Genomic DNA, 19,228 nt, shown 5'->3' with positions numbered 1-19,228 from the left:
TCTGAGGAGGAATATGTATGCACTATGATGTGATTGTGATCGGCGGGGGCCTGTCCGGGTTGACCGCCGCAAGCCTGTTGGCGAAAAGGGGTGTCCGGGTGGCTGTGGTGGATAAAGGCCATAACCCCGGCGGCTCCTGCGGTATTTTCAAAAGGAACGGCGTCACCTATGATCAGGGCGCGGCCATGCTTTTCGGTTTCGGTGAGAAGGGCTTCAATGCGCACCGGTTCGTCTTCAATTGTCTGGAGGAGCCGATCGATGTCATCCGGCATGATCTGCTCTATTGCGTCAATTACAAAGGGCACCGCATCAAATTCTGGCCGGATGTCGACAAGTTCGCGGAGGAACTGGCGCTCGTTTTTCCTGGGGAACGGGACAACATCAAGCGTTTTTACCATGACCTTGCCATCTTGCACCGCCATGTCATTGTTGAGAGGCCGAACTACACCACCCCCGACGAGACGGATCCCAAGCAAGGGCTGAAGGCCATGCTCCGCCATCCCATCTCCTATGCCCGTTTCCTGGGGTATTTGAACAAAAGCGCCAAAACGTTGCTGGAAAAGTATTTTTCCGATCCGGAAATCTTCAAGTTCTTCGACAAATTGACGTCGACCTATTGCTACACAACCGTTGAAGAATCGCCGGCTATCCTCGCCGCGATCATGTTTGTCGAGAACCACGTCGGCGGCAGTTATTATCCGGCCGGTTCCACGCTGTTTCTGCCCGGGAAACTGGAGAAGGTGATCGAGGAGAACGACGGTGAGATGCTGTACGGGAAGGAAGTCGTCAAGATCCTTTTCGACGGGGATAAGCCTGTCGGAGTGGAGCTGCAGAGCGGCGAGGAGCTGGCGGCGGACAACCTTATCTATTCCGGCACGGTCTGGAATCTTTACGGGAAATTGATCGCCAAGGAACATTCGAAACCGGAAAGGGTCGTGTGGGCGGCCAAACAGGTGCCCACCTATCCGAGCGTGGTGTTGTATACACTGGTGGATAAGCGGGTCATCCCCGAAGACACGGCGGCCATCGAAATGCTGATCGGCAATCCGGACCGGTTGGATGAGAGCGAAGTGACCGTCTATATCCTCAGCATCGACGATCACACACTGTGCCCGGAAGACAGCCATGTCGTCATCGCCATCGGTCCGACCTTCGAAACGTGGATTGCCGATGATGCAGCCGGATACGCCCAACAAAAACGGAAAGAACAAGCGCGGCTGACGGCAGTGCTGGAGAAACGGTTCCCTGGTTTTGCGGAGGGCGTGCGCTATGCCGAAGTGGCCACCCCGCGGACGCTGGAGCGCTACCTCATGAAGAACGGCGGCGCGGTCGCGGGGCCGAAGCAGATGCTGGGACAGCACCTGTTCCACCGCCTGCATACGAAAAGCGAGTGGGATAATCTCTATTGCTGCGGCGAATCGACCGTGATGGGGACGGGCACGCCTACCGTGACCACTTCCGGCTTGAGCGCAGCCAATGCGGTGTTGAAGAAATTGGGGCTGGAGCCGTTCGTCCATCAGGAGGGCAGGGCCAATCAGGTCCGTCTGGTGGCCAAGCCTTTTGGTGCGGAGAGTCTTTACGCTGGCTGCCCCGAAGACCAAAAGGCCGTCATGCTGAAAGCCTCCCGCTGCCAGTTCTGCGAGAACCCCAGCTGCGCGATGAACAAGGAGATGGATATCCCGGGCATCATGCGGCGGGTGACGGTCGGCAATTTTAGCGGAGCGAAAAAAATCGCCACACGGTTGCTGTCCGGCGAAGAGGGTGAAAAGATAGCCTTCGCCACCTGCGAAGCGCATTGCATCTTGAATCGGCAGAACGACACCCCGGTGGAAATCCAGCAAGTCATCGATTATATTATGAAGGAATGAGGTGTGGCCATTGGAAAAGGAGACTGTTTATGATGTGATTGTGGTCGGAGCCGGCATGGCGGGATTGACGAGTGCCGCCTACCTCTGCAGTCAGGGCTATCGTGTCCTGTTGTGCGAAAAAGGGGAAAAGGCGGGCGGCCTTGTGAGCTCATTTGAATATGAGGGATTCGTTTTCGACGGCGGCATCCGTGCGTTCGAAAACTCAGGCGTCCTCTTGCCGATGCTGAAGGAATTGGGCATCGCGCTGGAGATGGTCAGCAATCCGGTGTCCATCGGCATCGCCGGCGAATGGGTCAGGCTCGTTTCCAAGGACAGCCTGTCCGACTATAGGAAGATGCTGGAGAAATTGTTCCCGGAAAATGTTGCGGACATCGCCGCCATCACCGCGGAAATAGAAAAGGTCATGGGCTATATGGATGTGCTCTATGGCATCGACAATCCGCTTTTTGTCGACTATGCCAACGACAAAGAATACTTGGTGAAGACGCTCCTGCCGTGGCTTTTGAAATATCAGCTGAATATCCGCAAAGCGAGCAAATTGGACAAGCCCATCAACGAGCATCTAAAACGTTTCACCGACAATCAGGCACTCATCGACATGATCACGCAACATTTCTTCAAGGATACGCCTGCCTTCTTCGCCCTGAGCTATTTCGGGCTCTATCTCGATTACAACTATCCCATCGGCGGAACCGGCGTCCTTGCCGAAAAGATGTTGGGGCGGATACGGCAAGACGGCGGCAGCATCCTGTTGGATACGCAAATAGGCAAGATCGATATCTCCAACAGGACCGTTACGACAGCCGATAAGCGTTCCTTCGGCTACAAAAAACTGGTCTGGTGCGCCGATATGAAGGCACTCTATGCTGCCGCTGAACTGGGGGGCAGCTCCAACCGCAGACAGCGGACCCGAATCGAAGAACAGCAAGAGAGGATCCGGGCGAATCACGGTGGCGATTCCATTTTCACGGTTTATATGACGGTCGAGCTGGACAAAAGCTTTTTCGAAGGCATTTGCGGGGCGCATGCCTTCTATACGCCGAACAAGTCCGGACTGTCCAGCAGGAAGCTTCCGGATTGGCAGGACCGCCTATCCGAACGCATAGGGGATGAAAAGGCGGCGTTGAAAACCTGGCTGGCCGAGTACCTGGTTTTGAACACCTACGAAATATCCTGCCCGGTGCTGAGGGACAATTCGCTTGCCCCGGAAGGCCGGACCGGCATCATCGTCAGCACTCTGATGGACTACCAACTGGTGAAGCGGGTCAAGGACAGGGGCTGGTACGGGGAATTCAAGGATTACGGAACCCAACAGCTCATTGCGCTGCTGGATGCGACGCTGTTTCCGGGATTCGCCGGTAAAGTCAGTGCTGCCTTTTGCTCCACGCCGCTGACAATAGAGAGCCGGAGCGGAAATGCGGAAGGCGCCATCACCGGATGGGCTTTTGCGCAAGGGGAGCTCCCAAGCGAGAGTCGGTTCCCAAAAATCAAGCAAGCCGTAATGACGCCGATTCCGGATGTCTACCAGGCAGGGCAGTGGACCTTCAGCCCATCCGGCCTACCGATAGCGATCCTGACCGGGAAGTTGGCGGCGGATGCCGTAAGCGATGCACTCCGCAAGGACAAGCCGGAAAAATGAACCACAAAAAGCAATGTGTTTCAAGACAAATTCAAAATACCGTAATGCCGCATGATAAGAAACGGTATTGCGGTATTTTTCGCATACAAAAGCATACAAAAATGAGGTGGAAAACTGGATCATGCACAAAGCGAAGCGCCCAACGTAGGACGTTTTCCGAATAGTCGAATTAATAGCTGTTCAACAGGGTAAGTGATAAAATGAGACTGACAAAGTATATAGAATGGGGAGTGGATCAAGATGGGTTATGTTATCGAAATGATTGAAACAGAGGAACAGCCGACGTTAATTATGAAAGCGATTACCCCTGTCGGTGATTTGCCGAAAATACTGGGAAAGGCGTTTGGCGACATCATCGGCTATATAATGGAATTGGGGGAACAGCCGATAGGTCCGGCGTTCGTGGGCTATTTCAACATGGATATGGAAAAGCTTGAGGTCGAAATCGGCTTCCCCGTTTCTAAAGAGCTGCCCGGAAAGGGAGAAATCCTGGCCGGCCATATCCCGGCAGGCAAGCAGGTCACCTGCATGTACAAAGGACCCTATATGGAAATGCCGCCCGCCTATGAAGCCATCACAGATTGGATGAAGGAAAACGGGCATACCCCGAAAGGTGTGGTCTATGAATTCTACTACAACTCACCAGAAGAGGTTCCCGAAAGCGAACTGCTGACGAAGATCGTTTTCCTGGTAGCTTAAAAAATTGGCAGACCCAATAAACAACAAGATAAATGAGGCGATAGCATGACGGATGTTATGAGCAACAAAGAAGTAAATTCTTTCTTTTCCGGGCAGCCGGAGCGTTTGGCGCTGTTCCAGAAGATCGAACGGATGATCCAATCCATCGGCCCGGCAATCATCACGGTGGGCAAGACACAGATTTCCTTCCGTACAAAGACGCAGTTTGCGTGGATTTGGATGCCGCTGCCGGCGTCCAAGAAGCGTCCGTTGCATAGCCTTGTCCTGAGCTTCGGATGCGGACGCCACATCGAGGATGAGCAGATTGTCGAAGCAATCGAACCCTATCCCGGCAGATGGACGCACCATGTCATCATCGCGGAGGAAGCCGACTTGACCGAATCGGTCCGGGACTGGCTGCGGGAAGCGTACCAATTCTCGCAAAACGAGGGGAAACGCTGATATAAGGTGAAATATTCCGGGCGATCGGAAAAGGAAACGATAGAAATGAGGCGAAGATATGAGTGAAACGCATTTGCACGAAGGGCGCCAAACCGTCAAGCTGGGCTTGATCAAGGTGGTGCATGATCTGTTCCCGGAAGAGACGCTGAAAACCTCCTACTCCATACTGGAGGGGGTTTTCTGCAATTTGTACGGATCGATCCTGTCGAAAAGGGAAGTCAAGCAGATTGAACTGAGATTGAGGGAGTGGGTCGAACAGGACAGCAAAATCGAGTTGCTCTACAAAGAAGGCGGCTATTATCACTATCAGGTGGGGGACATCATCGTCAAAGCCGTCTATCCTGCCTTTACCGAGACATCCCGGGTCGAACCCTTCACGATTCTCCCGTTTTCCTACGGTTTCATCGTCGATTTCGGCGACATCGAAAAAGGCACCGACATCAAGCTGATTCCGCCCGTACAGCTGTCGGCCGCGTTCGAAAAAAACCAACGGTGGATGGACAACATCGATATCGAACTGGTCAAGGATGTCAACGGCTACATCCAATCCGGCCGTACCATGAAATTGGTCAGCATCGCCGAGGCCTTGCATGAGAAGGAGATTTCCATCATCGCGGACGCCATCCTCCAGCATAGGCGGGCTCTGCGCCTGTTGCTGGTATCAGGTCCGTCGTCATCTGGGAAAACTTCCTTTGCCCAACGGCTTTCGACACAGCTGGAAGTGAACGGGCTCAAACCGATTGCGCTATCGTTGGACCATTATTTTGTGGACAGGGAGCATACCCCCCGTGACGCTGACGGAAAATATGACTTCGACAGCATGGAAGCGCTCGACCTGCCGTTGCTGAAAAAGCAGATTGCCCAGCTCATCAATGGGGAGCGTGTGGAAGTGCCCCAATTCGACTTTGTCACGGGCAATCGCTTGGCGGAATACAAACCAATGAACGTCGGGCCTTCGGAAATCCTCATCATCGAAGGCATCCATGCGCTGAACCCGGACTTAGTGACGGAAATCAACCGCAATCTCACCTACAAAATTTACATCAGTGCGCTCGGCGGGCTCAACATCGATCTGATGAGCCGGGTTCCGACCTCCGAAATCCGTTTGCTCCGGAGATTGGTCAGGGACGACAAATACAGGGGCGTCTCTCCCGAAAATACGATCCATCAATGGGAGAGCGTGCGCCGCGGCGAGTACCAGAACATCTTCAAGTTCCAGGAAGAAGCCGATGTCATGTTCAATTCCAGCATGCTGTACGAGATGAATGCGCTGCGCCCGTTTGCGGAAGCAGCCCTGCAGAAAATACCTGTCGACAGCCCTTATTTCGATACAAGGGAAAGGCTCATGAACTTGCTGACGTTCTTTGAACCGTTGGACGTATCCAAAGTTCCGTTCAATTCGATCCTGAGGGAATTCATCGGCGGCAGCATCTACTATGACTGATGTTTCCAAGAAAAGCGGGACAAGCCCGCCCTGCCTCGATTGAGGAAACACTGTGACCTAATCGGTCAAGTGTATCATGCCTCTAAGCGATTGAAATCGCAAGAGTCATGACAATTTAGGAAATCTGGCCCTGCAACTTTCCCTACGGTCACCTTATACTGGGTCTCTAAGGGATAAATCCCTAAGAGACCCATGCAAATGAACATACTGCGCAATTGCTGAGAGACTTCCAAAAATAAAGGAATCAACGTGACCGTACCGGTCAGTTGTATCATGTTTCTAAGTCATTAAAGATGACAAGAACCATGACAAGTCAAACAGTATGTCTTGGCTCGCAGAGTCAAGAGGACCCTTCATCTTCCTTCCGAGAGGAAGGCTTGGACCGCTAGACATCATGTGATGGCGTGAAACAATTAAAGGACCTGTGAAACACACATGGTGATGCGCTTTTACAATTAAAAAAATTTATTCTTTTCTTAACTACAAGGAAGGAGGGAATGCCATGGAACGGAGCGAAATCATCGCCTGGCTGCTTGAGGGTGATGTGGCGATCCAGTACCAGACAAGGCGCGACCTGCTGAAGGAGGACCCCGATGCGTTGAGTCCTTTGAAGGCAAGGATCGCAACGGAAGGCTGGGGGCGTGCCTTCCTGGACCGGCAACATCCCGACGGACACTGGGGCCGCGCGTTCTATCAACCGAAATGGACAAGCACCCACTACACCATGCTGGATTTACGGAACCTATGCATCCCGGCGACACCGGAAATACAAAAAGCGCTGGGGATCATCATCGCAACCTGCAAAGGGCCTGATGGCGGCATCAATCCGTCCAAAGAAATCAAGCAGAGCGATGTCTGCATCAACGGGATGTTCTTGAACTATGCCTCCTATTTCGGCATCGCTGAGGCTGACATCGTTTCGGTGGTCGACTTCCTCATCAGCCAGCAGCTTCCGGATGGCGGCTTCAATTGCCGGCTGAACCGCTCCGGCGCCCGCCACAGTTCCATGCATTCCACCATCAGCACCCTTGAGGGGATCCGGAGCTATGCCGAAGCGGGTTACCGCTACCGCAAGACTGAACTGCTCGAGATAGAACGGGACGCGCAAGCGTTCCTGCTGGAGCACCGGTTGTACAAATCCGACCATACCGGGGAAACCATCCACCCGGGCATGATGAAATTGGTGTACCCTCCGCGTTGGCGCTACGACATTCTGCGCGCGCTCGACTACTTCTACAGCGCCGGTTTCCCTTATGACGAAAGGCTACAGGACGCACTTGATCTGATCAAGGAAAAACGGCTGCCGGATGGACGCTGGAAAAACCAGGCCCATCATCCCGGCGAAGTGCATTTCGAGATGGATCCGGCGGGCTTCGCCAGCCGCTGGAATACGCTCAGATGTACGCGCATTCTGGAATTTTATGATCAATTGTAAATAAGCGAAAGGGCGGAGGCGTTTTGGATGGAACAAAGGGTACGCGACGAACTGGTCGGAAAAATCAAAGGCAAACCTGAGCTGGAATCCTTCATAAAGGAAGTGACGCAGAACCCTGCACTCATACCGGAACTTTTCGCGATCATCAAGGCCGATCCAGGCAGCGTGAAATTCTACTGCGAAAAGGTCCTCCGGATGGTGAGCGAGAGGCAACCCGAGCTCATTTATCCGTACTTCGATGAAATCACGGCGTTGATCGACAGCCCGAACAGCTTCATCAAATGGGGCGCCATCATCACTCTGTCTAATCTGATCGCCGTTGACGAAGGGAATAAATTCGCATCCATCTATGAAAAATATTTTGGTTTGATCGATGCGGAAGTAATGGTGACGGCAGGAAATGTCATCGGAAACGCCTGGAAAACCATCCTGAAAAAGCCGGAATACGAACCGGACATCACGAAACGGATTTTGGGGATTTCCGACAATACCTATTTGTACAAGGGGGAACCCTCTCCGGAATGCAAGAATATCCTTTGTGGGCATGCGATTGCTTGTTTCGACAAATACTTTGAGTTATCCCATAGCAAGGAAGCGATACTTGATTTTGTAGCTGACCAAACGAACAATCCCCGAAAACAAACCGCAAAAAAAGCGGCGGCATTTTTGAAAAAGCACAAGCAATCATAAGCAGAATGACTGCGTGAGGAGGCCTCTGTCCATGGTTCATTCAAAATTACCCGAACGCTGGATCTGCTGCCGCAGCCTTCAGGAATGGCATGATTGGCTGGCTGAAAATCATGATTGGGCGGAGCAGGTCTGGCTGGAAATAAAAAAAGTGAACGCTGGGGAAAAAGGGATTCTTTTGGCGGAGGCGGTAAGCGAAGCCCTTTGCTTCGGCTGGATCGATGGCAAAATGTACAGCCTCGATGCGGACAGCTACATTCTGCGCTTCACACCCCGCAAGCCGGACAGTCTGTGGTCAAAGACAAACCGCCAACGCGCCGAAAGATTGATGGCGGAAGGAAGGATGACAGAAGCGGGACTGGCTGTCATCCGTCAGGCACAGGCAAACGGCCATTGGCAGGCCGCCTATACGGCAAAGGAGAAACCGGCAATGCCGGCTGATCTGGAAGCGGCACTGCAGAGCGATCCGGTCGCCAGCAGTAACTTCAACGATTGGCCAAACAGCGAGCAGCTGCAGGCGGTCGTCTGGATCGGACAGGCCAAAAGGGCGCTGACCCGGCAAAAACGGATCCTCGAAACGGTGGAGCGCGCCCGCACCAAAAAAGGAATGACAGAATGAGCGCTATTTTTCTGAACAGTTAGCGTCAGAACGCATAAATTAGGGGAGTGTCCGCAATGTATTCAAAGGAAGAGGCGCTGGGCTTTGAACGGAAATATGGGAAAAAGTTAAAAATCGGAAGCATTGTGTGGCAGTACTATAAGTTGGGGAATGCCGGAACGGTCCTTTTATTTTTAACCGGGGGATTGCGCCGGGCCCGCTTCGGTTATGCCATCTTGGAAAAACTTTCCGCGGAACATACGGTGTTGGCGTTGGATTACCCGCCCGTCGAAAGCATCGGCGATTTCATCGATGCCATCGATGGCTTATTGGCATCCGAAAACATAAAAAAGGTCATTCTGATTGGACAGTCCTATGGCGGCATCATAGCCCAGGCCTATATGCTTTACAGGCCGGAAAAGCTAAGCAGACTCATACTGAGCAACAGCGGTCCCCTTCAATTCAGCTTCGTTTCCCGCTTCGAATTGAATTTGGCGTTGAAAGTAGTGGACATCCTCTCCGAAAAGAACGCAAAGAAGCTGTTCTGCAAAATGATCCTGCTGGTTTTTCCGAAATAGGATAGGTCGAAACCTATGGCAGGTGCCGTGAAGGAAATCATTTTGGATGAATTCAAGAAGGCCGATGTGCGTTCGCATTTTTCGGTTGTCCAAAGTTTGATGCCGGTGCTGAAGGATAAAGTCTATAAGGGGACCACGGCTATTTTTGTGCTCCAATCCGAGGATGACAGGACGCAAAGCAAACGGGACATCGAAAAGTACGCAGCTCTATATGGAGAAAAGGTGCAGTTCGTGAGCCACGGGAACAGCGGGCACGTTGCCATGGTCATCGATGAAGAGGCCTATTTCAATGCAATCAGCAAAATACTCTAGCATAAGGGGTGGATTTCGGTGAAAGCAATCAGTAAAGATATTCTATTGGGATTCGGCATCTTTGTCATCATTATGATTTTGGAGTTCCTGGTCACCTTGCCGTTCGGGGAGCCAGCCAACCTGGAAGTAGGGGAATTGGGCAAGTTCCTCAACCGGGAATTTCTGTTGACGGTCGTACCCGCGGCGATCGTCACATACTTGTTCGCACGCTTTTCCGAGGCGCCGACCATCGTCAGTGCGTACCGCAAGAGCATCATCTGGACACTGATGACACTGGCCTTCTATGCGATCATTGCAGTCGGCAACGACAATGTCGGCCCGGTATTCGGCTCCTACGGCTTCTATGTCCTCTTGGCCGGCATCTTCGCGGGGCCGATACTATACGCGAAAATGGAACGGCTGGAATGATAGGTTACATCGGGAAATAGTAAAAAGAGAAGGGACGGAGTCAATGGACAATATCAAACGTTGCCCCTGGGCGATGACCGATAAAATGATCGACTATCACGATAAGGAATGGGGCGTGCCGGTCCATGACGACAGGGCGCTATTCGAAATGCTGGTGCTCGAATCGATGCAAGCCGGCTTGAGCTGGAATACTGTATTGAACAAAAGGGAGCATTTCCGGCAGGCCTTCGACAATTTCGATCCCGAGCTGGTCGCACAGTACAATCAAAAGAAATACGATCAATTGATGGGGGATGCGGGCATCATCCGCAACAAGTTGAAAATCAACGCAGCGATCAACAATGCAAGTTGCGTCTTGGAAATCCAGAAAGAATACGGCTCCTTTGATCGTTTCATCTGGTCCTATGTGGATTTCAGCCCGATCGTAAACGACCGGAAGGAGCTGACGGACATCCCGGTCAAGACGGAACTATCCGACAGGATCAGCAAAGATCTGAAGAAGAGAGGGTTCAAGTTCATCGGCACGACCATCATCTACGCCTTTATGCAGGCGGTCGGCATGGTGGATGACCATCTACAGGACTGTTTCAGGAAAACGAAGACCGACATGCGCTGAAATTCAGCATTGCTGGATTGAAAAATAATTTGAAAAAAATGAGGTTATCCACAGGTCGTGTGGATAACCCATCAAAGGGAACGAATAGGAAGGGGAAGCTTTTATGAAAATAGGGATAATTGTCCATTCGCTGAGCGGAAACACGATGGGGGTAGCGGAGCGTTTGAAGGAAAGACTGCAGTCGGACGGACATGCGGTGCAGCTCGAACGGCTTGAAACGGTCGGGGAGGAAAGTATAAAAGAAGTGAATAGCCAAAACATAACCTTGAAGGCCTATCCGGATCCGACTGCGTATGACCTGGTCATTTTTGCCGGACCGGTCAGGGGAGCATCCACATCCCCACTGTTGCAGCATTATTTTTCGCGGATGGGACAGCTGGCCAACAAACGGGTCCTGTTGTTCGTGACCGAATTCTTTCCGTTCCCTTGGATGGGGGGCAAGCGTGCCATTAAACAATTGACCAGGATGTGCGAGGAACATGGGGCGACGGTCCTGACCACGGGCGTCATCAACTGGAAAAATCCGCATCGGGAAGGGCAGATAACGGAATTATTGCAGTCATTCAGCGAAACAATCGCAAAGCAAGTATAAACCGGCCTGAGTACCTTGGCAGGCGAAGTCATACAATGGCATCCGGTAAGCCAATATTCGAAGCTTGATTTGAAAAGGGTTTTTCGATGCTTTCAGTTGAATTTTTATAGGGAGAATGCGGATGGGGAAATCCTTTCCTGAGCTCCATGCAGCGGGTCGTAGGAAAGGAGTACGCACATGTTTACCATCTTCAATCCCGAGGAACAAAAATGGCCGATCAAGGTATGGCTGGAAAAGGAGGAGCAGATCGGCGAAGAGTGTCTACAGCAAGCGAAAAATCTGGCCAATCTGCCGTTCCTGCATCAATGGGTCGTGCTGATGCCGGATACGCATTCCGGCTATGGCATGCCAATCGGCGGAGTCATCGCCACGGAAAAGATCATCATACCCAATGCGGTCGGTGTGGACATCGGCTGCGGCATGAATTTTATCCAGACGAACATCCCGGTGGAACGGCTCCTCACCATCGATACGCCCAACGGTAAGCTGGCGCAGGCGATTGCAGGGGATATCCTGCGGAATGTCCCGTCAGGTTTCGAACACCACAAAAAGAAACAGACATGCGAATCGGTCACCAATTTCCTGATGAACCTGACGCCTGAGGAGAAGGCGGCCATGCCGCAGGCGCTGATGGCGGAGCTGGAGGACGCCTACTACCAAGTGGGGACGCTCGGCAGCGGGAACCATTTCATTGAACTGCAGACGGACGACCGGGGCTTTCTGGGCATCATGATCCATTCCGGTTCCCGCAATCTGGGGTTCAAAATCTGCCATTACTTCAACGATTTGGCCAAGGAAATAAACAAACAAGAACAGTCGCCCATCCCACCCGAATGGGACCTGGCCTATCTGTCCACGGAAAGCGACATCGGGAAGGAATATATCCGCTGGATGAACGTGGCCATGGCCTTCGCCGCGGAGAACCGGGAACGGATGATGCAGGTGGTCATCAATGAGATTCGCCTCTGGGTAGCCAAGCATGCCGGCATCAACCACATCACTTTTTCGGATGCGGTCCATTGCCATCATAATTACGCATCGCTGGAGGAACACTACGGGAAAACGGTCTGGATCCACCGAAAAGGCGCAATCAGCGCCAAAGAAGGAGAAATGGGCATCGTCCCGGGAGCGATGGGCACATACTCCTATTTGGTAAGGGGAAAAGGCGATCTGGAGAGCTTCCACTCCTGTTCACACGGGGCGGGGCGCCGGATGAGCCGTTTGGATGCGCGGGAACAATTCAGCGTGCAGGACACCATTCTCGACCTGAAAGCCTTGGGCGTCTTCCTGGCGAAGGCGAAGAGGACTGACGTCGGAACGGAATCCCGTTTCGCCTATAAAGCCATTGACTTTGTGCTCTCCCAGGAATTGGATCTCGTCGAACCCATGCGACGCCTAAAAACCATTGCTGTAATCAAAGGGTAGCAGAAGAGGGGTTGGAAGAGATGGAATTAAAGGAACGCTATGTAGCAGCGGCGCTGAAGCATATCCCTGATCCGCAGAAAAAAGATGTGGAGCAGAAGGTGCGCAAGCTCATTGATGAAAAAATGAAGGAAAAGGGCGGCGATACTCCGGAAACAGAGGAACAAGTCCTCAAAGAACTGGGTAATCCAAGGCTACTTGGGGAAAGACAACTGAAGGAGCCGAATTTCCTCATCGGTCCGGAAATCTTCGGCACCTATCTCATCATCCTGAAGATTGTGGTGACAGTCGCCATTGCGGGTACACTCATCGGAAATACGGTCGATTTCATCGTCAATGGCGGCTCGCCATTAAGCTATTTTGGCAGAAGTCTGTTGACAGCCTTAAATGCAGCGATGGGGGCCTTCGGGTGGGTCACTGTCGTATTCGCCATCCTCGAAAAGACATCCAAAAAGGAAATACTGGAGGAAATCCAGGATGACTGGACATTGGCTGATTTGCCTGAGGAAGAGAAACCGCAGAAACCGTTCAATAGAATCGGCGTCATCGCAGGGATCATCTTCACGGTTCTTGTCATCGTTCTGGTCAACCAGTACAGCCACTTGCTGGGCGTTTATTACACCGTGGACGGAGGAGGTGGCATGCAGTTCATGCCGCTATTGAATGCAGCAACATTCAATAGCTATCTCCCTTACATAAATGTGATGTTGGCGCTGCAGCTTATTTTTACCGCCAGCAAACTGGTTTTCACCAGATGGACCTATCCGGTTGCGACCGCCAACCTGATCCTTAATGCGCTCTCCTTCGCTCTGATATGGTTCATCCTCAAGGATACGGCCATCCTCGATCCAAAACTGGTCTCCAATATAGCCGCAGTGATGGGTGAAAAGTTGGCGATACCGACGCTCTTCAATGCCGTGAAGGGGATATTCCTGTTCATCTTTTTGTTGGACTCCTTCGAGGGGTTCCACGATGCCTATAACAATAGCAATCGCAGCAATTGAGGGAAGGAACCAGTCCACACGAACAAATTATTAAATGGAAAACACAAAGGAATAAGCTATAATGGGGATGCAAATGAGAGGTTGGGTCCAGGTCAGCGGCCCCAAAATAACGGAGGGAACAAACGGGAAAATGGAACAGACAGCAGCGAAAGAATACATCCTTTACAATGAAATAACCAATGAATATCTTACCAGTGTCACTTTCATGGGAAGCACGGTCTACAAGACGACGACCCTGGATTTGGCGCTGCGATTCTCCGAACAGGACAAAACGAACCTCGAGGCGATGGCTATCGGTAATCCGGATAAGGTGTTGGACAATATCGAGGCGACGGCGTTCGGCAATGACAGCCAGGTGAAGGAAACCTACAAACTTTCCAATCTGGGTTTCCTTTCCATCAATGACCTGTCTGCGGAAGAACGGGAAGCCTTCGATCAAGAAATAGAAGAGGGCAAAAAGAAAGCCGCCCGGATCCATTGTTGCCGGATCGTCAGCAGATAAATCACCCACATCAATCGTCGTTAATGGACCGAAGCAATGTTTCAGAAGCGAGAAAACAGTGCACGGCCGTTCCAACAACCAAAGCTTTCTTAATCAGGTTGCAGAAGCCTATCCGCATGAAAAGGTATCTCGGTTGTCTTTCAGAACGGAACCTTGCGTAAAAGACGATGCGATTATCAGAAACGACAAAAAAGCGGGCGCTATGCAACTTGATTGCATAGCGCCCGCTTTTTTTTATCCATTATTTTACGTTGCCGACCGGCATGATTTCTTTGCCGTAAAGCTCATTCAATATTTGCGCGATAGCAGTATAGATGGCGGAAAAGCCACAAATGATGCCTTCGTATCCGGCGATTTTCGAAATCATTTCATTGCCCGTGAAATCACCCAAGGCAAGAAGCATGAACAAAATGGTCAATGTACCAAAAACGATTTGTAACGTTTTGCTGATTTTCAGCGTTCCGACGAACATGCCCAATGTGAACACTCCCCACATAAACAGGTATGCAGCCATAGCTTGCGCTGAAGCTGCTTCGCCCATACCCAGACCAGGCATCACAATCAAGCCGACAAGGGATAGCCAGAAGAAACCGTAGGAAGTGAAGGCAGTTGCTCCGAAAGTGTTATTCTTCTTGAATTCCATCACGCCAGCGATGACCTGCGCCATTCCGCCGAAGAAAATGCCCATTGCCAAAATCATTGTGTTCATCGGGAAAAAGCCCGCATTATGGAAATTCAGTAACACAGTAGTCATCCCAAAGCCCATCAATCCAAGCGGTGCCGGGTTGGCGGTAAATTCCTTCAAGCTGACAATCGTGTTCGTTTGATTCTCTTTATTCATTAGTAGTCCAAACTCCTTTAAAATGTGATCATGAAATAAATACAATTTCGATTATACCTATGTTGATCTGATTAAGTCAATCTGTTTCGGGAAAAATACAGTAAATGAACAATAAAGTTGTTCACATAAATTAGCAGCAATGAAAGCTTGTATGAGCAATCCTTTCTTGCTGTCAACAAACGCGAATGGAAACGAATGCTAGTATTTTGGCATTATTGATATGAAAGCGTCAGAAAGACAGGATAGACGGAAATGAGAGCGATTTCGATAAGATTCTTCAAGGCGATCGGATATCCTAATGAAGAAAAAGTCATTTGTTTCGAATGGAAAGGTGTTGAGAATTTATCTCCAAATGGTAGAAACAACAGAACAGACCCAGTTGGATGGACTCTCGACGGTAGAAGTCACAGAACGGCGCAGCCGTTGTCTTTGCGCTGACATTACCAATATTGCCGTGGACCGCCGCCTTTTTTGAATTCAAAATGCCGACGCTGGTACATTTGGGTCTCATCTTGAGGATCGTGATCTCTTACTTGATCGTCACCGAACTCGTGAAACGGCCGCTGATGCGTTTCTTGAATAAAAAATGAGAAGCGTATAGCGAAGGTTTGCTGCAAGTGGTTATGCATATATGGAAAAAGACTTTTGTGGTAAAATGATGCTGAGTAATGGAAGCGTTTTCTATCAGTGGGTTAACATGACGCAAAAGACATGGTTGGGAGATGAAAAAAATGTCCAAGTATGAACGTCCGGAGTATGAGGTGGTACTATCGGAAGAACCATTTGAACTGAGGAAGTATAAGGATTTCTATATCGTGGAATACGACAACGAGAATGATCCGGACATCGATAGCGGCTTCGGAACACTGTTTCGCTATATATCAAAAGGAAACAAACAGCAGAAGAAAATCAGCATGACTGTCCCGGTGATTCAGGAACTGGCGGGCGAGCAGATGAAGATGGCATTCGTGGTCCCGAAAGAGCAGTGGGAGAATATACCCGAACCCACCAGTCCATGGCTGTCCGTCAAGAAATTCGACAGCGGACTCTTCGCAGTCATCCAGTACGGCGGGACTTCGAACGACAGCAAGGAGCACGAAATGATTGAGAAGCTTGCCCAATGGTTGGATGCCAAACACTACAAGCCGGTCTCAAACTATATGCTGGCCTTTTTCAATGCGCCGTTCACGCTGCCGCTGTTGCGCCATAATGAAATCATGGTTCGCATCGATAATGACCTATCAGAAGAGGACTAATGCCAGATGTTTTGTTGCCACGTTTATTTCTTTGGATGGAACAGAAAGGAAGCGTAAAAAATGAAAAAGAATAAAGTCTTCACGTACCTGCTTGTGCTATTCGGCCTCATTTTGCTGGGAGGCTGCACCGCAACCGTCGAGAGGAAAACAGAAACAGTCAAGGAAGCATTGGTTGGGCATTGGGTAAACACCATGGGATCCCCGGATTATTACTTCACTGAAACCAAACTGATCAAAATGGAAGACAACGGTACGAAAACCGAGATGACCTATGTGGTTGTAGAATCCAATGATAAGGACAACACGATGACCATACGGACAACGGATTCCAAGGGCGGAGAAGAAGATAAAAAAATAGAATTCGCTACTGATAAAAAAACAATGAAAGAGACTAGTTACATCTTAGGTGTCGAATCCGGCACACAGGACTATACCTACGTCGACAGCAAAACAAAACCGTAGACTAGCCACCACAGAGGCTTGAATTGTCTGGAGATCAAAATTTCAGCAAGGACTGGCTTTAAAAAAATAAAAAGGAACAGGGTGATCCGCATGTTATGGACAATTGCAATTGCTTTATTGGTTTTATGGGCACTCGGATTTATTGCGGCTATTGGCGGGGCGTTGATACACGTCCTCTTGGTCATCGGGCTCATTTTGATTATCGTGCAGTTGGTTACGGGTAAAAAAGGATAAGAGCGATCGAGTTTTATAGCAGGGAACAACTTTCTGAATAATTGGGCGAAAAACTCGGCATTTCAATACCGAGATGAAAGCCCCCTTTTTTGATTATATCTTTTGGTTATCACGCCCGACATCAGTATAATATGGTTGAGGGGGTGTAACCATGAAAAATAAAGGTGTTAAACTTAAAGACATCAAAATCAAATTGCTCCCGAACCAAGCCCAAAAGGACCAAATCGACATCAACATCCAGCTTCGTCGGTTCGTCAAAAACCAGATGCTGAACATGCAGCAGGCACGCTACGAAAACGGCGGCAAATACGTCAACAAGTTCGGCATGAATTACCTCATCAAAATGATGAAACTCGAATATCCGTTCCAGAAGCTCTGGCACTTTAGTGCCGAGCAGTCCCCCCGGGAAAATGATTGTCCTCAAGAACCCGCAGGCAATCCCAGCCAACTTGGGCGGATACGGGGAATCGTTGCTGCAGCTTTTCCAGGAGGTAGCCGAAAAGAACCACAGCATCCATCTCATCTATGCCTATGAATTCAATAAAAAATAGAACCAAAAAAGGCGTTTCCCAAGCGGAGACGCCTTTTTTGGACATCTAAGAATTATAAATTTCTAGATTTAAGAAGCGCATCATTGCAAGTGTTTCACAGATTACTAATCTATTTCACGCCATCACATCATGTCCAGCGATCCAAGTCTGCCTCTCGGAAATTAGATAAATCTGACCCATTGCGCGGGATGCTCATTTGCATGGTAGTCTTAGGAATTCATTACTTAGACTACCAGTACAAGGCGACTGCAAGGAGCGTTGCTCCTTTCCAGTTTCTTAAATTTCTGTCGAGGCAGGGCGGGCTTGTATCGCTTTTCTTATCTTTTTTTCAAGGGCTTTTGCTTCCTTTGTGCGGAAACTGACGGTATAGTGGAATCAGAATATCCAGACAAATCAGCGGAGGAGGGGTGACAGGATGGCAAGAAAAGTAAGAGTCTATATTGCGGCCAGTCTGGACGGATACATCGCCCGCGAAGATGGGGATATCAGCTGGCTCGACAGCGTCAGCCGTCCGGGGGAAGATTATGGCTATGAGGACTTCATCGATACAATCGGCGCCGTCATCATGGGGCGGAAAACGTACGACAAGGTCCTGTCCTTCGGCGGGGAATTCCCCCACGAAGGCAGGGACTGCTATGTTCTGTCCCGCACACGGACCGGCAAAGATGAGCATGTCACCTACTTCAATGGCGCCATCGAAGAGCTGATAGAACGACTGAAGCAGGAATCCGGGAAAGATATCTTTGTGGATGGCGGGGCCGAGGCCATCCATCTGCTGCGCGAAAAAGGTCTGATCGACAGTTACACGATTTCCATCATCCCCATCCTGCTCGGCAAGGGCATCCATCTGTTCAACGAGACAGAACCGGAAATCCCTTTGACCTTGACCGGTTCAAAGACGTTTGCATCCGGATTGGTGCAGTTGAATTATGTTCCCACAGCCAAAAAAAGCAATGGGAAAAGGGCGCCTAAATATATTTGCTAGCTTCCCTGACACTCAGATTCGCTAGCCCGTCCTTATGGTCCGCGATGAAGGCACGCACCCAGGCGGGATTCGTTTTGCTGTATTCGCGCAGGCTCCAGCCGATTGCCTTATTGATGAAAAATTCTTTTTGGTTCAGGTTGTTTTCGATGATTTCCGTCAGCAAAGCCGTGTCTGTTTCGGCTTTGAAGCCCTGATGGAGGATGGCGACACGGCGAAGCCAGAAATTTTCGGCGGTGCTCCACTCCAACATGACGGGCTTCAGTTCCGGATGACGATACAGGATGGAGCCGACAACCGTCACAAGGGCATCGACCGAGTCCCACCAGGAATGGGTCAGGATGAGTTGCTTCACTTTCGGCAAATCGGCCGGGCCCAACAGCGCTTTGATCGCCGACAGGTAATCGATCGCCACGGTGTGGAATTCGCGTTCCTTTTTGGCGAAGCAGATATCCACAAATTCAAAATCGATAATTTTTTCTTTTTTTGCTTTTGAAAAATAAGGTTTGCAGACGGCCCTTCTCGGGACGGCCGAAATCCCAAGGAAGGGAAACTGGTTGCGCATATAGGCCGCCATCCGGACTGCATAATCCTCATCCCGCAAAACCTCGAGTTCCTCGAATAATCCTTCATACCACATAACGGGTGACCACCTTT

23 protein-coding genes are annotated in these 19,228 nt (G+C 50.5%); 21 read left to right on the top strand and 2 right to left on the bottom strand.

Going from position 1 to position 19,228, the window contains the following annotated elements; genetic code table 11:
• Positions 1-17: 17 nt before the first annotated feature.
• From BM101_RS06510 to BM101_RS06435, 16 genes are all read left to right on the top strand, one after another.
• A complete protein-coding gene (locus BM101_RS06510; RefSeq protein WP_087033935.1) occupies positions 18-1,868 on the top strand; it encodes an FAD-dependent oxidoreductase in 1,851 nt (616 codons plus the stop codon).
• A 10-nt stretch (positions 1,869-1,878) separates the two neighbouring features.
• The gene (locus BM101_RS06505; protein ID WP_087034007.1) at positions 1,879-3,507 is read left to right on the top strand and encodes a phytoene desaturase family protein; all 1,629 of its coding nucleotides are present in this window, start codon (positions 1,879-1,881) and stop codon (positions 3,505-3,507) included.
• 240 nt (positions 3,508-3,747) lie between these two features.
• Complete coding sequence (locus tag BM101_RS06500) at positions 3,748-4,206, top strand: GyrI-like domain-containing protein (protein WP_087033936.1); 459 nt, start codon at positions 3,748-3,750, stop codon at positions 4,204-4,206.
• A 45-nt stretch (positions 4,207-4,251) separates the two neighbouring features.
• Positions 4,252-4,647 carry a DUF5655 domain-containing protein gene (locus BM101_RS06495; RefSeq protein WP_087033937.1) on the top strand — a complete coding sequence of 132 codons (396 nt, stop codon included), beginning with the start codon at positions 4,252-4,254 and terminating at the stop codon, positions 4,645-4,647.
• Between the two features lie 58 nt (positions 4,648-4,705).
• Complete coding sequence (locus tag BM101_RS06490) at positions 4,706-6,091, top strand: uridine kinase family protein (protein ID WP_087033938.1); 1,386 nt, start codon at positions 4,706-4,708, stop codon at positions 6,089-6,091.
• Between the two features lie 502 nt (positions 6,092-6,593).
• Positions 6,594-7,526 (top strand): prenyltransferase/squalene oxidase repeat-containing protein, encoded by a 933-nt coding sequence (locus BM101_RS06485; protein ID WP_087033939.1) that lies wholly within the window; start codon positions 6,594-6,596, stop codon positions 7,524-7,526.
• Positions 7,527-7,553: 27 nt separating this feature from the next.
• Entirely contained in the window at positions 7,554-8,216 is a 663-nt protein-coding gene (locus BM101_RS06480) for a hypothetical protein (protein WP_087033940.1), read from the top strand.
• A 31-nt stretch (positions 8,217-8,247) separates the two neighbouring features.
• The gene (locus tag BM101_RS06475; protein WP_087033941.1) at positions 8,248-8,832 is read left to right on the top strand and encodes a YdeI/OmpD-associated family protein; all 585 of its coding nucleotides are present in this window, start codon (positions 8,248-8,250) and stop codon (positions 8,830-8,832) included.
• Positions 8,833-8,888: 56 nt separating this feature from the next.
• Positions 8,889-9,389: an alpha/beta fold hydrolase gene (locus BM101_RS06470; protein WP_087033942.1), complete on the top strand. Its 501-nt coding sequence runs from the start codon at positions 8,889-8,891 to the stop codon at positions 9,387-9,389.
• A gap of 15 nt (positions 9,390-9,404) precedes the next feature.
• Positions 9,405-9,701, top strand: coding sequence for a hypothetical protein (locus BM101_RS06465; RefSeq protein WP_087033943.1), 297 nt, complete (start codon positions 9,405-9,407; stop codon positions 9,699-9,701).
• A gap of 18 nt (positions 9,702-9,719) precedes the next feature.
• A complete protein-coding gene (locus tag BM101_RS06460) occupies positions 9,720-10,109 on the top strand; it encodes a hypothetical protein (protein WP_087033944.1) in 390 nt (129 codons plus the stop codon).
• 43 nt (positions 10,110-10,152) lie between these two features.
• The gene (locus BM101_RS06455; RefSeq protein WP_087033945.1) at positions 10,153-10,725 is read left to right on the top strand and encodes a DNA-3-methyladenine glycosylase I; all 573 of its coding nucleotides are present in this window, start codon (positions 10,153-10,155) and stop codon (positions 10,723-10,725) included.
• 103 nt (positions 10,726-10,828) lie between these two features.
• Positions 10,829-11,317 carry a flavodoxin family protein gene (locus BM101_RS06450; protein ID WP_087033946.1) on the top strand — a complete coding sequence of 163 codons (489 nt, stop codon included), beginning with the start codon at positions 10,829-10,831 and terminating at the stop codon, positions 11,315-11,317.
• 177 nt (positions 11,318-11,494) lie between these two features.
• Positions 11,495-12,742 (top strand): RtcB family protein, encoded by a 1,248-nt coding sequence (locus tag BM101_RS06445; protein ID WP_087033947.1) that lies wholly within the window; start codon positions 11,495-11,497, stop codon positions 12,740-12,742.
• Between the two features lie 20 nt (positions 12,743-12,762).
• Entirely contained in the window at positions 12,763-13,743 is a 981-nt protein-coding gene (locus tag BM101_RS06440) for a hypothetical protein (RefSeq protein ID WP_087033948.1), read from the top strand.
• 73 nt (positions 13,744-13,816) lie between these two features.
• The gene (locus BM101_RS06435; protein ID WP_143596847.1) at positions 13,817-14,245 is read left to right on the top strand and encodes a hypothetical protein; all 429 of its coding nucleotides are present in this window, start codon (positions 13,817-13,819) and stop codon (positions 14,243-14,245) included.
• 241 nt (positions 14,246-14,486) lie between these two features.
• Here the strand turns inward: BM101_RS06435 and BM101_RS06430 are convergent, their stop codons facing one another.
• The gene (locus BM101_RS06430) at positions 14,487-15,086 is read right to left on the bottom strand and encodes an acetate uptake transporter (protein WP_087033950.1); all 600 of its coding nucleotides are present in this window, start codon (positions 15,084-15,086) and stop codon (positions 14,487-14,489) included.
• 731 nt (positions 15,087-15,817) lie between these two features.
• Here BM101_RS06430 and BM101_RS06425 point away from each other — a divergent pair.
• The 5 genes from BM101_RS06425 (at position 15,818) to BM101_RS06410 (ending at position 18,574) form a co-directional block, all read left to right on the top strand.
• Positions 15,818-16,342, top strand: coding sequence for an SOUL family heme-binding protein (locus tag BM101_RS06425; protein ID WP_177194414.1), 525 nt, complete (start codon positions 15,818-15,820; stop codon positions 16,340-16,342).
• Between the two features lie 60 nt (positions 16,343-16,402).
• Positions 16,403-16,804 carry a hypothetical protein gene (locus BM101_RS06420; protein ID WP_087033952.1) on the top strand — a complete coding sequence of 134 codons (402 nt, stop codon included), beginning with the start codon at positions 16,403-16,405 and terminating at the stop codon, positions 16,802-16,804.
• Positions 16,805-16,894: 90 nt separating this feature from the next.
• Positions 16,895-17,038: a lmo0937 family membrane protein gene (locus tag BM101_RS13895; protein WP_143084437.1), complete on the top strand. Its 144-nt coding sequence runs from the start codon at positions 16,895-16,897 to the stop codon at positions 17,036-17,038.
• Positions 17,039-17,189: 151 nt separating this feature from the next.
• A complete protein-coding gene (locus BM101_RS06415; RefSeq protein WP_087033953.1) occupies positions 17,190-17,573 on the top strand; it encodes a helix-turn-helix domain-containing protein in 384 nt (127 codons plus the stop codon).
• Between the two features lie 431 nt (positions 17,574-18,004).
• The gene (locus BM101_RS06410) at positions 18,005-18,574 is read left to right on the top strand and encodes a dihydrofolate reductase family protein (RefSeq protein ID WP_087033954.1); all 570 of its coding nucleotides are present in this window, start codon (positions 18,005-18,007) and stop codon (positions 18,572-18,574) included.
• Here the strand turns inward: BM101_RS06410 and BM101_RS06405 are convergent.
• Complete coding sequence (locus tag BM101_RS06405) at positions 18,558-19,211, bottom strand: DNA alkylation repair protein (protein WP_087033955.1); 654 nt, start codon at positions 19,209-19,211, stop codon at positions 18,558-18,560. The genes BM101_RS06410 and BM101_RS06405 overlap by 17 nt on opposite strands.
• Positions 19,212-19,228: the final 17 nt, after the last annotated feature.

Origin of the sequence: Trichococcus palustris (assembly GCF_900114465.1) — a bacterium.
GTDB classification, from domain to species: Bacteria; Bacillota; Bacilli; order Lactobacillales; family Aerococcaceae; genus Trichococcus; species Trichococcus palustris.
This window is presented reverse-complemented; position numbering and strand designations above follow the sequence as displayed.

Bases quoted from the DNA above. Each gene is read 5' to 3' on its own strand.
- BM101_RS06510 (WP_087033935.1), top strand. From the start codon at position 18: ATGCACTATGATGTGATTGTGATCGGCGGGGGCCTGTCCGGGTTGACC.
- BM101_RS06500 (WP_087033936.1), top strand. From the start codon at position 3,748: ATGGGTTATGTTATCGAAATGATTGAAACAGAGGAACAGCCGACGTTA.
- BM101_RS06495 (WP_087033937.1), top strand. From the start codon at position 4,252: ATGACGGATGTTATGAGCAACAAAGAAGTAAATTCTTTCTTTTCCGGG.
- BM101_RS06490 (WP_087033938.1), top strand. From the start codon at position 4,706: ATGAGTGAAACGCATTTGCACGAAGGGCGCCAAACCGTCAAGCTGGGC.
- BM101_RS06485 (WP_087033939.1), top strand. From the start codon at position 6,594: ATGGAACGGAGCGAAATCATCGCCTGGCTGCTTGAGGGTGATGTGGCG.
- BM101_RS06480 (WP_087033940.1), top strand. From the start codon at position 7,554: ATGGAACAAAGGGTACGCGACGAACTGGTCGGAAAAATCAAAGGCAAA.
- BM101_RS06475 (WP_087033941.1), top strand. From the start codon at position 8,248: ATGGTTCATTCAAAATTACCCGAACGCTGGATCTGCTGCCGCAGCCTT.
- BM101_RS06470 (WP_087033942.1), top strand. From the start codon at position 8,889: ATGTATTCAAAGGAAGAGGCGCTGGGCTTTGAACGGAAATATGGGAAA.
- BM101_RS06465 (WP_087033943.1), top strand. From the start codon at position 9,405: ATGGCAGGTGCCGTGAAGGAAATCATTTTGGATGAATTCAAGAAGGCC.
- BM101_RS06455 (WP_087033945.1), top strand. From the start codon at position 10,153: ATGGACAATATCAAACGTTGCCCCTGGGCGATGACCGATAAAATGATC.
- BM101_RS06450 (WP_087033946.1), top strand. From the start codon at position 10,829: ATGAAAATAGGGATAATTGTCCATTCGCTGAGCGGAAACACGATGGGG.
- BM101_RS06445 (WP_087033947.1), top strand. From the start codon at position 11,495: ATGTTTACCATCTTCAATCCCGAGGAACAAAAATGGCCGATCAAGGTA.
- BM101_RS06440 (WP_087033948.1), top strand. From the start codon at position 12,763: ATGGAATTAAAGGAACGCTATGTAGCAGCGGCGCTGAAGCATATCCCT.
- BM101_RS06435 (WP_143596847.1), top strand. From the start codon at position 13,817: ATGAGAGGTTGGGTCCAGGTCAGCGGCCCCAAAATAACGGAGGGAACA.
- BM101_RS06430 (WP_087033950.1), bottom strand. From the start codon at position 15,086: ATGAATAAAGAGAATCAAACGAACACGATTGTCAGCTTGAAGGAATTT.
- BM101_RS06425 (WP_177194414.1), top strand. From the start codon at position 15,818: ATGTCCAAGTATGAACGTCCGGAGTATGAGGTGGTACTATCGGAAGAA.
- BM101_RS06420 (WP_087033952.1), top strand. From the start codon at position 16,403: ATGAAAAAGAATAAAGTCTTCACGTACCTGCTTGTGCTATTCGGCCTC.
- BM101_RS13895 (WP_143084437.1), top strand. From the start codon at position 16,895: ATGTTATGGACAATTGCAATTGCTTTATTGGTTTTATGGGCACTCGGA.
- BM101_RS06415 (WP_087033953.1), top strand. From the start codon at position 17,190: ATGAAAAATAAAGGTGTTAAACTTAAAGACATCAAAATCAAATTGCTC.
- BM101_RS06410 (WP_087033954.1), top strand. From the start codon at position 18,005: ATGGCAAGAAAAGTAAGAGTCTATATTGCGGCCAGTCTGGACGGATAC.
- BM101_RS06405 (WP_087033955.1), bottom strand. From the start codon at position 19,211: ATGTGGTATGAAGGATTATTCGAGGAACTCGAGGTTTTGCGGGATGAG.